This window comes from Pseudomonas sp. LBUM1653 (genome assembly GCF_059716115.1).
In genome coordinates, this window is the sequence record NZ_CP166803.1 from 2,835,748 (window position 1) to 2,851,086 (window position 15,339).

The following is a 15,339-nucleotide window of genomic DNA, read 5'->3' on the forward strand; positions in this document are numbered from 1 at the left end:
TTCGTCGGAACGCCGCCCGGAGCATGCTCGCTCCTACAGAGCCCGCCGCGCTGGGCCGGAACGAAGCCTCTCGATGGGGCAAGAAAATCAAAAGCCAAAGCAAAAGCGAAGCGGCCTGATAGCCGACCTGATTGCAGGTCTGTCCGCGATCCAACTGTGGGAGCGAGCCTGCTCGCGATGGACTTCCAGACAACGCGTTCATGCAGACAGGGCGCGTTATCGTTGACGTCCATCGCGAGCAGGCTCGCTCCCACAGGGGATTGGGGGTATCCGCAAAAGTCAGGTCGGCTGTCAGGCCGCCTCGCTTTGGCTTTAGATTTGGGCGCCCCGTTAAACCACGATGGCCGAACGCAGGCATTGCGCAGTGGGTAAACCGGCAGGACGCCGGTTTAGCCGCGCTGGGCCAGGGACGGCCCATCGCGGCGACCCCTGTAGGAGCGAGCATGCTCGCGATGGAGGTCAACGATGACGCGGGGAGCCTGACACCCCCCGGTGCTCTCAGGTTTTTCGCGAGCATGCTCGCTCCTACAGTAAGGGCGAAACCAAAAGTGGCCGTTACCGCAGCAATGGATATCCCCCCAATCCAGTTCTTAAATAAAACCCCATTCTTAAGTGAACAGCATTGCAACACTGCCGGTGTTGTGCTGTCTTCGTCGCGTTCATCTCGGGTAGCAATATCACCCGGTCCGCTGCCTTAGAAGCGATACTTCGCGGAAGCGGTAATGCTACGCGGTGCGCCATACGTCAAGGCACCGTAGGCATCGAAGATGTCGAAGTACTTCTGGTCGGTGACGTTGTCGGCATTCACCTGGGCCGAGAGGTTTTCGGTGATTTCGTAGCGAGCCATCAGGTTGACCAGGGCATAGGCATCCTGCTGGATCTTCTCGGAATTGCCTGCCGGGTTGGTGGCGTAGGTGTAGATCGAGTCCTGCCAGTTGACCCCGCCGCCAATGGTCAGCCTGTTGAAAGCACCTGGCAGACGGTAGGTGGTAAAGGTGCGCAGCAACTTGGTCGGGTACAGCGTGTTGACGTCGTCGCCGTGGGCGTCTTCAGCCTTGAACTGGGTGTAACCCAGCGAGGCATTCCAGTCCGTCGCGAGTTCGCCGGAAACTTCCAGCTCGAAACCCTTGCTGGTCGCGCCTTCACTGGCCTCGTAGGCGAAGCCGCCGACAGGGTTCGAAGGATCGATCAGCTCGCCGGTGTTCTGCCCCAGATTGTCCTGCTTGATCTGGAAAATCGCCGCGGAGGCGTTCAGGCGGCCACCGAAGTACTCACCCTTGAGACCGAGCTCTGTGCTCTCGCCAACGATCGGCTCCAATACCTGGCCGCTGCTGTCGCGTACCGATTGCGGCAGGAAGATTTCCGTGTAGCTGGCATAAGCAGAGAGGTTGTCGGTGAGGTCATAGACGACGCCGGCATAGGGCGTCAGCTCATGATCGACATCGACCTTGCTCACTTCCGAGAAAATGTCATCGCTGGTCTTCTCGTACCAACTTTCACGCGCCCCAAGAATCACTTTCAAATCGTCGGTCACGTTCAGCCGGGTTGCTGCGTACAGTCCCTTCTGGCGGGTCTCGCTGTAGCCGTAGTCGGTCCTCGGGCCCCAGATCGGCTCGGGGAAATGGCCGTTGTAGGCATCGAAATTGGCGACACCGTCAAAGCCTGTTTGCGCGTCGAGTGAATCGGCGTCGAACTTCTGCTTGCTGTCCACATAACCGAAGGCCAATTCGTGCTCACGACCCAGGAACGAGAGCGGGCCATTGAAGCGGATGCCGTAGTCGTCCTGGGTAGTCTCGGTCTTGTAGGTCGCCGGGAACGAAAACATGCCCGAGCTACCGTTGCGGCCTGGATTGCCGGACAGGTACAGCAGGGACGAGTCGCCGGTGCGCTCGCCACGGTTGTAGCTGAGGTTGACTTGCCAGTCGTTGGCAAAGCGGTGATCAAGATTGACGAAGTAGGTTTCAAAGGTGGTGTCCCACTTGCTCCAGTCGGCGGAGGTGGTCTTGGAGCGACTCCAGTTGGTGCGGTCGCCGTCTGCGTACCAGACGGGCAGGCCACCCCACATCGGCGAGTCAGCGTTGCTTTCTTGCCGGCTCAAACCAAACCACAGCGTGGTGTCGGGCGTAAGGTCGATGTCCATTGTGCCGTAGAGGGTCTGGCGCTTGGTCGAGTTCATGTCGATCCAGGTGTCGCCTTCGTTGGTCTCCGCAACGAGGCGCCCACGCACAGTGCCTTCGGAGTTAAGTGCGCTGGAGACATCGGCCTCCACGCCATAGGTGTCCCAAGTGCCGGCGCTCAATTCCAGCGAGCCCTTCAAATCCGTGCTGCTGGCGCGCTTGCGCACCATGTTGATGGTCGCCGAAGGGTCGCCCGCACCGGTCATTAGACCGTTGGCACCACGCACTATTTCAACGCGGTCATACATGGCCAGGCTGCTGAAAACCTCCCCCGAACTCCATGGCTGCTCGAAGATGGTGGGTACGCCATCGATCATCAGCGAGTTGAGCTCAAAGCCCCGGGCGTTGAACTGCGCCCGGCTGGTCTCGTAGCGGTTGACCGACACACCGGTGGCATTATTGACCACGTCGAGGATGGTTTTCAGATCCTGGTCTTGTATGCGCTGCTGGGTGACGACGCTGACCGACTGCGGCGTCTCGCGCAGTGACATGCTCAACGGCGTGGCCGTGCGTGCGGCGTCTGTCGTGTAGGAGTGGGTATCTTCCGTGATGGCGCTGCGTTCGCCTGTAGCAGTCTCGGTGATAGCGATAGGCGCCAAGGTAACAGAGCTTCCCGTCTCTGCCTGTTCAGTCTGTTCCGTCGCTTGCAGGCAGGGCGCAACGAAGGCGATACCGGCTGCAAGCATGTGCACTGCGAGAGCCAGGGGGCGCAGTGCCAGAGGCGCGCGCGGCATAACGGAGTCGGGTGAACACGGGAGGATTGGGGCGGACATGCGGAACTCACATTTGGCGGTGTTATTTGAGAATCAATATCATACGCAAATGTGATTGATAACTAAACACTTGTTGCCCAATGATTTTTTTTATCATGTAAAGGAGCGCAAAATGAGCGACCTGCATTCGAGTGACGGGTCACGGTCGGCTGGCCTGTAGTCATCTCGGGCACCCTGGGTAAGGACTTTCGCGGGTACGATGAGCGCGCTTGCTGTCGACTGCGGGAGCCGGAGGACGCGTTTTGAAACCATTCCCGCTCAGACCTGGCGCCTCACCTCTGGACACGTTCCTGCAAGCGTGCCTGCCACGCCGTGACGCTGTTCCGCCAAACTTGACGGAAAAAGCGGTCATCCCAGGCATTCCCAATGCTCGCTACAGGTTGGACTACGACTTGAATCCGTTCATTCAGGATGCGGTTCAAGCCAACAAACGTGAGAGCGAGGAGCTCGCCAAGGCCGGGAAGCCGAACGATATCCTGCCGCTGGCAAGCATGCTGGCCGTTTCGGGCGGCGGCGATGCAGGCGCATTCGCAGCGGGACTGATTGCGGGATGGACCACCCATGGATCCAGACCCATGTTCAAGGTCGTCACGGGCATTAGCGCGGGAGCCCTGGTCGCCCCGTTCGCTTACCTGGGGCCGGAGTACGACGGCGTGATTCGGTATGTCTCCAACGCGATCGGTCCAAAAGACATTTTCCATTCGCGAAACGTGCTGACCCGTCTCGCCAGCGACGGCATAGCGGACAGCAAGCCACTGTCACGGCTAATCACAAAATACATCACTGTGCAGATTCTTGCGGCGATTGCGGCGGAATACGCCAAGGGAAGAATTCTGCTGATCGGCACAACTGACCTTGATTCAGGGCGACCCGTCACCTGGAACATGGGCGCTATTGCCGCAAGTGGGGCGCCAGGAGCGCTAGACCTCTTTCGCAACATCATGATCGCGTCGATGAGTATTCCCGGTGCAGTCTCACCCGTCATGATCGATGTCGACGTCGACGGCAAACAGTTTCATGAAATGCACGTGGACGGGGGCGTCATCACCCAAGTGTTTCTTTACCCACCGGGCACCCTGGTGGGGCTGAACAGAGCCACTGGCGTACCTTTGCGACACGAACGTCATTTCTATGTCATTCGTAATGGGACACTGGAGCCGCAGTGGTCCGGGACGAAGCGCCGTACATTGAGCATCGGCGGTCGAGCCATCAGTGCATTGATTCAAACTCAGGGGATCAGCGACCTGGAGCGAATCTACCGTATGGCGCAGCAGGATGGAGCGGACTTCAATCTTGCGTACATCGGCTCCGACTTTGACTTTGCGCACAATCGCAAATTCGATGGTGAGTACATGAAGCGTTTATTCGATTACGCCTTTCAACTCAGCGCGAAGGGCTATCCGTGGCATAAGTCGTCGCCGAACGAGAGTACGCGATAGAGACTTGATCCTCCTATATCTCTGTTGCAAGCGGGTTGATCGAAACACACGAATATTGAAAGTCAGTGGTAGCGCCAGTTCAATGTGGGCCAGATCTCTGGAGTGGGCCTAGCACGTCCAGGACTGAGTTGAGCATTGCATCAGCCGTCCAGGGTTTGGCGAGAAAGCTGATATTGGGGCCAAGCTCAAGCACCTTGGGCACCTTTCCTGACGTCAATATCATGGGAAGTGAAGGCCATCGGAGCGCCACGATTTTGCTCAACTCATACCCGTCCAAAAGGCCTGGCATGTTTATATCACTGACGATCAGGCAAAGTTGATGGGCGCTTTCCAGAAAAATCATTCCCTCATCGGCCGACGCGTAAGCGATGACAACTTCCCCGATGTCTTCGATGATTTCTGTGAGCAATACCCTGAGAAGGTTATCGTCTTCGAGAACAAGTACCGAGGGAGCGTTCATTGTTATGTACTCCTCTAATTAGTATTGGAAAGCTGTTAAGGACGTGCCAGCGGTAACGTCACAATAAATACACTGCCCTTGCTTTCACCTTCGCTCCTGGCAATTACCTTCCCACCGTGCGCTTCAACCAACTCACGGACCACGGTAAGGCCAATCCCCAAGCCGGAACCGTTGAAGCCTATGGCCTTTACGTCCTGCACATACGGATCAAATATGAACGGAAGTGTTTGTGCGTTAATGCCGATGCCATTGTCGGAAACAGTGATTGTCAGTTCGTCGGGTACTAACGTCACGGATAACTCAACGATGCCCTCGTTTGGCGTGTACTTGGTGGCATTGGTCAGAAGGTTGTGCAGGATTTGAGTAAGGCGCACGGAATCGACATTAATGACTAATGTTTCATGTGGAAACCGTCTACTGAACTGCAGATTTTTAGCCCGCATCATCGGGCGGCATGCCTCTATGGCATTAGAGATGAGCTGGATGATGTCAACATCGCTGCGATTGAGGCGCAGCTTGCCACTACTGACGCGAGACACGTCCAACAAGTCCTCGACCATGCGTGACATAAGTTGAATCTGGCTTTCAATCAGCGTCCGCATTCGAGGCAGCTCGACGCTGGGCATACTGACCATGCGCTCTGCAATCATGCTGATAGGCGTCAACGGATTGCGCAGCTCATGGGCCACTTTGGCGAGAACCCCTTTTTGCTGGGCCAAGGCCTGCTCGGCCTTGGCCTGCATGTCTTGAGCGCTTAGGGCGGCAATAACCAGCTGCTCGTTTGCCTCAAGGGTTTCCCGGTATAAATCGGGTAATTCTGCATCCGCAGGCGCTGGCGCCTCTGATAACGCCCCGAGCACCGACAATACTAATTGTTGATTAGCCTCAAGCAGCCGCTCCGTTTGCAGGCTGTCTCTCAATTCACTGTTGACTTCAACCAGCTCTTTTTCCAGGGATACCAGAAGAGTCCGGGCCTTGACGATTTTTTTACCCAACGATAAAAGTTCGTGGGCGGCATTTGCCAACTCACGTTCGTTCTTGCTGTCGGTTTCGCTCATACCGGGAACTCAATCATTGTCATCTCCTGGACGTCCTGTAAGGACTGTTTTTTTGGGCCGTCCACCCAACAAACCTTCCTGGCCGTGAAGCATTTCTCCAACCTGCAAACCGTTATCGTCGATATGGTACAAACGCAGTTCATCCGAATGAGCGCTGGCCCGAACCTTGACCACGCCCATGATGCGCAGTAAGCGGCTGTCAACTTCGATATAACGCTGAACGACGATGGCATCGGTCAGGAACGCTGTACCATACGGGCTGAATCGCAGATCGGTATAGCGGTCTTCGAGCTCGGAGGTCATCAGCACCGTGACACCGACACCGGTCAATGCCGTGATCAGGCGCGACAAGGATTCGCGGAAGTCGTCGCGGAATGTCGGTGCCACCGCCAGTTCGAAGCCAGAGAGTGAATCAATGACCACCCGGCTGGCTCCCAGGCGGCGGATCTCGGTGAGCAACAGTTGGACAATTTCATCGATGGACAGATCTGCCGCGTGGCTCTCCACCAGTCCGACCTGTCCATTTTGAATCAATGCGGTGAGTTCAGCATTACGCAGGTGATTAGGACGTTGCTCGAATACCGCGACGACCCCGGTTTCACCATTGCGAGCACCTTCGGCGAGGAATGTCGACGCCAGTAAGCTTTTCCCTGACCCGGAAGGACCGGCAACCAATAGCGAGTACCCTTTGGGCAGGCCACCTCCGAGCATTTCATCAAGACCCGGCACGCCTACTTTCAATCGAGCGGGTTGCTCGTTAGTGAGTGGATTCGAAGCTTTGGCGGCACTCGCGCCGGCCGGCGGGAAGACCTTAATCCCCGAACCGGCAATGCGGAAGGTGTGCAGCCCCGGCAGGGTAGGCTGGCCGCGCATCTTCATGATTTCCATCTTGCGCACCATGGAATTGCGCTGCACGTTCTGGCGCAGCCAGATCAAGCCATCGGCCACCGTGAAAATGGGATTGGTATCAGTCTCGGTGAAGTATTCGCCAATCAAAAATGTGGTCGCTTGCCAGGTGGTCATCAACATACCCAGTTGCTGAACGAACTGCGGCAGATTGTTGTTTGGGTTGACCTCGGTCTGGCTGGCGAGCACGACAGAGCGGAACGAGTCGACGAACACCAGGGCGGGTGTGTGGTTTTCCACCTCGACGACGATGCGGCGCAATACTTCGTCCAGATTACCCGCCAGGGTATCGTCCGCCAGGTTGATGTAACGAACCGATGTGTTGATCGCTTCGCTGTCGAAAAAGTCGAATTGCTGTTGGTAACGCAGCATCTTCAGGGGGGGTTCACCCAGCACGGTAAAAAACAGTGCCGGACGTTCCGGTGTCGCCAGAGCGAACATCATTTGATGCGCCAGGGTGGTTTTACCGCAGCCAGGCGGGCCGGCAATGAGGTTGAAGGAGAACTCCGGCAAACCTCCGCCCAGCACCTCGTCCAGCCCAGGTACGCCCGTAGCCAAACGGTTGATTGTCACTTTGGTACTCATGGCGAAGTTTCCTGCGCAGGTGGGGCGCTCAAGTTGTTGTCCCACACATCCAGTAGCAGGCGTGTAGAAAGCGATGGGCCGATCAGCGTGGCCAGCAACTGGTAAAGCGCTTTCAAGCATTCCTCGCCAAAGAATATGGCGTCGGTTCGATTTTGCTGGATGAGCAGGGATTTGAGGTCTGTCAGGTCCAGAGGGTCTGCCAGATCCATGTAAATGGTGGCCAGACGTGGATGCCCAGTGGTGCAGATGTGAAGACTACGGCGATAGAGTGCAGCGACGCCTTTCGGGCCGATGATCGGAACGAGAGCAGCGTTTGTATCTTGAAACATCGCAAAGATCGCCTCGGCGACCTGGCAATCGTCAACGATGTGATCAACCCGGAGCGCCAGGGACGCAACGATCCGGCGGCCCTCTTCGCTTTCCGTAGGCATGGCTCAATGATTCCCATGTGTGTCTCTGGAGTTTACACGGACCGAAGGGGGGCAGCGCTTTTTCGGGAGTGCATGTCTCCTGATCACTTTGACTATGGGTTTAGCCTATAAGTTTGAACCGGCATAAGCTGCGAGTCCGTCCTAAAAACTCAAGGAGGGGAGGTGGCCAAGGAAACTGCCCCTTGGCGCTACCTCTACCCACCGGACGCTGGTGACTGGAGAGAAAAGCGGAAAAGTGGAGCTGCTGGTGCGCCCGGTCATCAACAGCAACTTGCCATCATGCGACCAACGTTCAGTCAGTGACAGACCCCTGCGGTATTCTCCCGGCGAAGCTGTCCACCAGGCTCGCCACTACCATCTCTCCCATCCGCGTGCGGGTCTGCAGCGACGCACTGGCGCGATGGGGCTGCAGTACCACTTTCTCGTTCGTAAACAGTGTCTCGGGGACGTTCGGTTCATCGACAAACACATCCAGCGCCGCACCCGCGATTTCACCAGCGGCAAGGGCCGCCACCAGATCGACCTCGTTGACCAACTTACCGCGCGCCATGTTGATCAGATACCCGTCCTTGCCCAGCGCCTGAAGCACCTCGGCATTGATGATGGCTTCAGCCTTGTCGGCCGCGGCCGCGAGAACCAGCGCATCACTGTTGCTGGCAAGCTGCTTCAGGTCGGCGATGAAGGTGTGGTTCACATCGCTCATCGGCTGTAGATCGGTGTAACTGATCGGGCAACCGAACGCTGCGGCGCGGGTCGCCACGGCACGGCCGACCCGGCCCATGCCGACGATGCCGATGCGCATGCCGGACACTTGGCGCGCCAACGGCAACGGGGCCAACGGTGTCGGACTATGGGGCCATTGGCCCGAACGCACATAGCGATCACTGGTGCACAGACCCCGGCACACGGCAATCAACAAGCCGATGGCCAGGTCCGCGACATCTTCGGTCAGCGCGCCGACGGTCGCGGTCACGCGAATCCCGCGATCCCGAGCGTACGCCAGATCCACCGCATCGGTGCCGACGCCATTGATCGCCACCACTTCCAGTTTGGGTAATTGCGCCATCAACGCCTGGCTGATACCCGTGTGACCGCCGGTGATCACGCCACGAATGTTCGCCCCGTGTTCCTGCAAATAAGCTTGCTTGTCGGCCTGCTGGAAGTAACGTCTGACGGTAAACAGCTCATCAAGCCGCGTGTTGATTTCAGGGATCAGGATCGGGCTGAGCTGCAAGACTTCTGGCTTCATGTAAACCTCGCGTAACGGAATAAAAAGGCCGGTTCAACCGCGACCGGCAAACGGCATGGCGCTGGCCATGACGGTCATGTTCAGGACGTTCGCCTCCAGCGGCAGTCCGGCGATGTAGCGCACGGCATCGGCTACATGCTTGACGTCCACCATTGGCTCCACCGCGATGGTGCCGTTGGCCTGGCGCACGCCTTTGGTCATGCGCACCGACATTTCGGTCAAGGCGTTGCCGATGTCGATCTGGCTGCAGGCGATGTTGAATTCACGTCCGTCCAGGGCCAGGGACTTGGTGAGTCCCAGCACCGCGTGTTTGCTGGCGGTGTAGGCGCTGCTGAGCGGGCGTGGGGTATGGGCCGAGATCGAGCCATTATTGATGATGCGTCCGCCCTGCGGCTGTTGCCGGCGCATCAGTCCAAAGGCACCATGGGCACAGAGGAAAACGCCGTTGAGGTTGGTGTCGATCACGTTTCGCCACTGCTCGTACGTCAGCTCATCCAACGGCACCGCAGGGGCGTTGACCCCGGCGTTGTTGAACACTACATCCAGGCGTCCGTATACCTCGGTGATGGTGGCAAACAGTGCATCGACACTGGTTGGGTCGCGCACATCAGTGGGCACCGCCAACGCTTTGTGTCCTTCGCTGAGCGCCAACTCGGCCAATGCCTGCAAAGGCTCTGGCCGACGTCCGGCCAATACCAGGGCAAATCCGTCGGCCATCAGGGCCAGGGCAACGGCACGGCCTATGCCACTGCCGGCGCCGGTGACCAGGGCCACTTTCAAAGGACTGTTCATGGGGTTATCTCCTTTTACAATTCACGAGGGTGTGTACCCGGTTCAAGGGCGCTGACTGACGCGCATTTCCAGTTGGCCGATGCCATCGATCCCAGCGTTGATGATGTCGCCTGGTTGCAGCACATCCACGCCTGCCGGGCTGCCGGTCATGATCAAGTCACCGGCCCGGAGCGCTACCGACTGCGAAATGCGGCTGATGATTTCACTGACCGACCAGATCTGGCTGTCGAGGCTGTCGCGCTGGCGCTCTTCGCCGTTGACGTTCAGCCACAAATCGCCGTCCGGGTGTCCTGAGCGAGTGACCGGCACAATGGCGGTCATTGGGGCGGCGCCGTCGAACACCTTGGCACCTTCCCAAGGCAAACCACTGCTCTTGGCCAAGCGCTGGACATCGCGACGAGTCAGGTCAAGTCCGACGGCGTAGCCCCAGACATACGCCAGGGCCTGGCTCTGCGGAATGTTCGCACCACCTTCACCAATGGCCACGACCAGTTCTATTTCGTGGACGAACTCTTCGGTCAACGGCGGGAACGCCACTTCACCCAAGGCATCAATCACGTTGCTCGCCGGTTTCATGAAAAACACTGGCGGCTGGCGCGACTGGCCTTGAGTGTCTGGCCAGGGGTAGTTGCGGCCGACGCAAAATACCCGGCCAACGGGAAAGCGCTGCTGGCTGCCGGCAACCGGCAAGGTCACTGGCAAATCCGGAGTGAAAACATATTCGGTCATAGTCATTTTTGTAGTTGTCCTGTTGGAAGCATCAGCCTACGGCGGCTTCGTTTTGCGAAGTTGGACGAAAGCCGCTTCGTGTTGGAGAAAAACGCTTATCTGAGCTCAGCGCGCCTTGAGTTCGATGCGATACAGGCGACCGAGCAGTAACGAATAGGACAAGGTGCCAATCAGCGCCACGCCGCCAATGAACCAGAAGGCGTAGGCAAACGAGCCGGTCGCGTGGACGATGCCGCCAATCACGATCGGGGTGACGATCCCGCCGATATTGGCGGCCAGGCTGGTGACCCCGCCGGTCAGGCCGATCAGTTCCTTGGGCGCCACTTCCGACACCGCGGCCCACGACGATGAGGCGATGCCCTGGGCGAAGAAGGCGATGGTCAGCACCGCAATGCAGATCACGTTCGAGTCGGTGAAATTCACCAGTACAATCGACATTCCCAGCATGGAGCCGACCACCAATGGCAGCTTGCGAGCGAAAGACATTGAATAGCCGCGACGGATCAGCAGGTCGGAAATAATCCCGGCCAGCAGAATGCCAACTGTTGCGCCCACGAACGGCAGTACCGCGAAGATCCCCGACACCGCGGCCCACGACGATGAGGCGATGCCCTGGGCGAAGAAGGCGATGGTCAGCACCGCAATGCAGATCACGTTCGAGTCGGTGAAATTCACCAGTACAATCGACATTCCCAGCATGGAGCCGACCACCAATGGCAGCTTGCGAGCGAAAGACATTGAATAGCCGCGACGGATCAGCAGGTCGGAAATAATCCCGGCCAGCAGAATGCCAACTGTTGCGCCCACGAACGGCAGTACCGCGAAGATCCCGGCCTTGATCATGGTCAGCTTGCGTTCTTCGATCAGGTACGTCGGGAACCAGGTGAGGAAGAAGTACAGCGCCGAGGTGCTGGCGAACTTGCCGATGCAAATCGCCCAGATCTGCCGATAGCTGAACAGCTCGGCGATCTGCCGCCAGTTGAATTTGGTACGTTCCTGACTGCTCTTTACCAGGCCACCGCCGGATTCGATGTACTTCAGTTCTTCCTTGCTGACTTTTTTGCAGTTCAGCGGATCGCGGTACAGGTACAGCCAGGCCACACCAAAGACGATGCCGAGTGCCCCGGTGCTGTAAAACACATGGCGCCAATCATAGGTTGTCGCCAGCCATAACAGCACGCCGGTAAACAGCGCCGTGCCCAGATACTGGCCGCACACGTAAATGCTGCTGGCCATACCCCGTTCCCGGGCCGGAAACCACACCGTCACCGCGCGGCTGTTAGCCGGAAAGGCCGGCGCCTCCATGGCGCCGACTGCCAGGCGCAGCCCGAACAGCGACGCAAAGCCCGTGGCAAAACCCTGGCACACGGTAACTGTCGACCAACTGATCAGCGATACGCCGTAGGTAAATCGGGAGCCGAAGCGATCGGCCACAAACCCGGCGGGCACCAGGGCGAGGGCGTAAGTCCACGCAAACGCGGAAAAAATCAGGCCCATTTCGATCTTGTCCAGGCCCAGATCCTTGGCAAGGAACGGTGCCGCAATCGAAATGTTCACGCGGTCGATGTAGTTGATGATCGTTGCAATCAGCAGTAGCGACAGCATGAACCAGCGTCGACGCGTTGGCAGTCGCTGAGGCAGCACGGCGTCCCGGGCGTCGACACCCACCGACGGCGCGGTGGATGGGGAGGTTTGCGAGTTCGACATGAGTAGACCTTTTTATTGTTAGAGGAATCGAGATGTTCGCGCGCAGCCGAAGCCGATGCCTCCGGTGCCGGGGCAGAGCAATCGCTACTTGAATGAGAGGCGCGGACAGCCGCTATCAGGCGCTCAGAGACGCCTTCGGCCCAGGGCATGCGGGGGAGGGGGCGTGAGGGAAAAAAGCGGGTTCATGGGGGCGCACCTGTTGATTGTTTTTGGAAGGGTCGGGCTGCATTGGCTATCACAGTGGTCGTACAACAATTGAAAATCAACGGAGGCGTTAGATCGTTTTTTCTCTTCAAAACAGCAGTTAACGTAGATGTCCAAAAAATAAAAAATCATAAATTTTCTATTTTTCTTTTAGCTAGTTTCGTTAACTATTTGTTCTACATTAGTTTTTCTAATTTTAAGTATTTTTTAGCGAGCATCATTTGTTGGACAGTCGACGTAGCTCACACCAATACAATTATTTTTCGGATTGTCGGTGTCATCCTATGACCCGTTGATATCAACCGTGTCCGCCTACACAATCATTCACGTCGCCGCTTGCATCTCGGCGCGACGACAACCTGTCCATGTACCTCGAGGAATTCCTGGCGATGTCGTCAACCGATCGAGTGCCCACCTACGTCATGCAGCAACGCAGTGAATTGACGGACTTCTACATCCGCGACAAAAAGGGACGGCGCGCCGAAACCAGCCCGCATCGCCACGAGTATTTCCAGATCCAGGTCAACCTCGGTGGCGATACCGTTCAGCATATCGGCAACGTTGAACGTCCGTTTCCGCGCAACACGCTGGCCTTCATCCTGCCGCATCGCGTGCACGTGATTCCGCATCCAGCCGACAGCAATTTCATGGTGATCAATTTTTCCCAGACCTTTCTGCTGCCGCACTTGCAGTGCGACCCGATGGATCTGGAGGAAGTCTCGATTCTCTTGGCGCCTGAGTTGTCGCCGTTCCGCTTTCAGGAACATCTGGATTTCATTCTGGGCGATGAGGATTTCACCAGCGTCTGTGCCTTGATCGAACAGATGCGAGTGCTGGATGAAAACCGTCAGTTCGGCACCCGCGAGATGCTCAAGGGGTTGCTGCTGCAACTGGTGGGCAGCGTCTGTGCCTTGTACGCCGAGCCGCTCAAACGGTTGGCCGAAGAGAATGCCGCTGAAGTCAGCCGACGAGACGCACTGAGCAGGATGTCCGAATATTTGCGCAAGAATATCGCTGACCCCGATCTCAACCTGATCAAGGTTGCTGCCGCGACCTACCTGTCACCGACGTACCTGACGCACTGGTTGCGCAAGGAAATCGGCAAGACCTTCACCGAGCTGGTGCTCGAGCGCAGGATGCACGCGGCGCGCAATTTTTTGCTCAATGGAACACGACCAGTGGGGGAGGTGGCGAGATTATGCGGTTTCGCTGATGAAGCTTATTTCTCCCGACGCTTTCGCCAGATACATGGCCAGCCCCCGGGACAATTCAGACGCCAGCAACTCAATCCCGACACGCCGCAATCACCGTCCAATACGTGAAAGACTGTCTCTGTCATCCATTAAAAAAAGCACCCCTTAGCCCCAGATAACATGATTTTTCACACGCTCAACCCTTCCATATAGTCATCGCAAGCCCAATCGGAACATGTGTGTTCCCTCGATGCGAGATAGATTTATGGATGACGAATTAAAACCCGGTTTGAGCCAGGGTGCTGGTTTGGGGACTCGAGTGGTTTGGGGAGGGGAGCAAGTTCAGCATCCCTACAACGCTACCCAGACTCCCATCGTCGTCAGTGCCGCCTACGGTTACCATGACATCGATGAATGGTATGACGTAGCGCTGGGTAAAGAGCCTGGCTTCATCTACAGCCGCATGAGCAACCCTACTGTCTCTGTCCTGGAAGATAAACTCTGCGAACTGGAATGCGCAGAGTCGGCTGTCGCTTTCAGTACCGGGATGGCTGCAATCAGTGGTGTGCTGCATACCTTCCTGTCCTGTGGTCAGCGCGTGGTTTCTACCCGTGACAGCTACGGGGGTACAAACAAGATCTTTGAAGAGTTTCTCCCTCGCATGGGAGTTGAAGTCACGCTTTGCGATACTCTCGATACAGAAGCTATCGAGCATGAAATCTCTAAAGGCTGCAATGTCCTCTACCTTGAAACTCCGACGAACCCGACACTGAAGGTTCTGGATATTCGACGTCTTGTGGCGGCGGCGAAGCATGTTGGGGCTTTGGTCATAGCAGACAATACGTTCGCGACGCCTTTGAATCAGAATCCCCTTGCTCTCGGGGTAGATGTGGTAGTGCACAGCGCTACCAAGTTCCTGTCCGGTCATGGCGATGTACTTGGCGGTGTGGTCTGCGGCAACGAGCATCTTATGTCTCAGGTTCGCCATTACCGCGAAATCAATGGGGCCTCGCTGGATCCGTTCTCGGCTTATCTCATTATCCGGGGTATCAAGACTCTGGCTTTGCGACTTCGCCAGCAACAGGTGAGCGCGCAAGCACTGGCCGAGTTCCTATGCACCGAGCCGCTCGTTGAGTCCGTAAACTATCCGGGACTGCCTCAACATAGAGGTCACGCCATTGCTCGCTCGCAGATGCGCGGATTTGGCGCGATTGTCAGCTTTGTGCTGGTAGGGGGCATGGACACAGTGACTCGTTTGTTACCGCTGCTCAAGTACGCACATCGGGCGGGTAACCTGGGTGCGGTTGAAACTATCTATGGGCCGGCACGGACAACCAGTCACGTGGAAAACACCCTGGAGGAACGGGAGGCACTTGGGATTTCCGAGGGCTTGGTCAGGGTCTCCGTGGGTATTGAAGATACGGCCGATTTGTTGGCTGATCTTAAACAAGCATTTGCCTTGGTTCGCAGTAAACATGGGCATGCAAGCCACCACGCAGGAAACACCGAGTGTTTTACTGAGGTGGGAACCTGAACTCGGTTAAGACTTCCGAATTTATTATCGGATAGTCCTTCATGAATAGTGAAAAACAATAACAACTAGCGACAATTAATTGTGCTGCCTAATAGTCGGTTA

At 57.0% G+C, this 15,339-nt stretch carries 11 protein-coding genes and 1 pseudogene; 3 read left to right on the plus strand and 9 right to left on the minus strand.

All coding sequences use genetic code 11. The annotated features are described in order from the left end of the window. Nucleotides 1-694 precede the first annotated feature (694 nt). Entirely contained in the window at nucleotides 695-2,911 is a 2,217-nt protein-coding gene (locus ACA054_RS12940) for a TonB-dependent siderophore receptor (protein ID WP_497689729.1), read from the minus strand. A 281-nt stretch (nucleotides 2,912-3,192) separates the two neighbouring features. Here ACA054_RS12940 and ACA054_RS12945 point away from each other — a divergent pair, with 281 nt between their 5' ends. Continuing rightward, a complete protein-coding gene (locus ACA054_RS12945) occupies nucleotides 3,193-4,389 on the plus strand; it encodes a patatin-like phospholipase family protein (RefSeq protein WP_497689730.1) in 1,197 nt (398 codons plus the stop codon). 79 nt (nucleotides 4,390-4,468) lie between these two features. On the opposite strand, the gene ACA054_RS12950 is transcribed toward ACA054_RS12945, so the two are convergent. From ACA054_RS12950 to ACA054_RS12985, 8 genes and pseudogenes are all read right to left on the minus strand, one after another. Then, nucleotides 4,469-4,849: a response regulator gene (locus ACA054_RS12950; RefSeq protein WP_497689731.1), complete on the minus strand. Its 381-nt coding sequence runs from the start codon at nucleotides 4,847-4,849 to the stop codon at nucleotides 4,469-4,471. Nucleotides 4,850-4,884: 35 nt separating this feature from the next. After that, entirely contained in the window at nucleotides 4,885-5,907 is a 1,023-nt protein-coding gene (locus ACA054_RS12955; protein ID WP_497689732.1) for a sensor histidine kinase, read from the minus strand. 9 nt (nucleotides 5,908-5,916) lie between these two features. Continuing rightward, nucleotides 5,917-7,398 (minus strand): ATPase domain-containing protein, encoded by a 1,482-nt coding sequence (locus tag ACA054_RS12960; RefSeq protein ID WP_497689733.1) that lies wholly within the window; start codon nucleotides 7,396-7,398, stop codon nucleotides 5,917-5,919. Continuing rightward, nucleotides 7,395-7,829: a hypothetical protein gene (locus tag ACA054_RS12965; RefSeq protein ID WP_497689734.1), complete on the minus strand. Its 435-nt coding sequence runs from the start codon at nucleotides 7,827-7,829 to the stop codon at nucleotides 7,395-7,397. Before ACA054_RS12965 ends, ACA054_RS12960 begins: the two co-directional genes overlap by 4 nt. Nucleotides 7,830-8,121: 292 nt before the next feature. Continuing rightward, nucleotides 8,122-9,078 carry a 2-hydroxyacid dehydrogenase gene (locus tag ACA054_RS12970; RefSeq protein WP_497689735.1) on the minus strand — a complete coding sequence of 319 codons (957 nt, stop codon included), beginning with the start codon at nucleotides 9,076-9,078 and terminating at the stop codon, nucleotides 8,122-8,124. Nucleotides 9,079-9,111: 33 nt separating this feature from the next. Beyond that, nucleotides 9,112-9,870, minus strand: a complete 759-nt coding sequence (locus tag ACA054_RS12975; protein WP_497689736.1) for an SDR family oxidoreductase — start codon at nucleotides 9,868-9,870, stop codon at nucleotides 9,112-9,114. Between the two features lie 42 nt (nucleotides 9,871-9,912). Beyond that, nucleotides 9,913-10,605, minus strand: a complete 693-nt coding sequence (locus ACA054_RS12980) for a fumarylacetoacetate hydrolase family protein (RefSeq protein ID WP_497689737.1) — start codon at nucleotides 10,603-10,605, stop codon at nucleotides 9,913-9,915. Nucleotides 10,606-11,100: 495 nt separating this feature from the next. Further along, nucleotides 11,101-12,306 (minus strand): annotated as a pseudogene (locus ACA054_RS12985) (MFS transporter); the annotation flags it as partial. A gap of 593 nt (nucleotides 12,307-12,899) precedes the next feature. Here ACA054_RS12985 and ACA054_RS12990 point away from each other — a divergent pair. Both ACA054_RS12990 and ACA054_RS12995 read left to right on the plus strand, forming a co-directional pair. After that, nucleotides 12,900-13,832, plus strand: a complete 933-nt coding sequence (locus ACA054_RS12990; RefSeq protein ID WP_497689738.1) for a helix-turn-helix transcriptional regulator — start codon at nucleotides 12,900-12,902, stop codon at nucleotides 13,830-13,832. A gap of 136 nt (nucleotides 13,833-13,968) precedes the next feature. After that, on the plus strand, nucleotides 13,969-15,237 hold the full coding sequence (locus tag ACA054_RS12995) for a cystathionine gamma-synthase family protein (protein ID WP_497689739.1): 1,269 nt from the start codon (nucleotides 13,969-13,971) through the stop codon (nucleotides 15,235-15,237). Nucleotides 15,238-15,339: the final 102 nt, after the last annotated feature.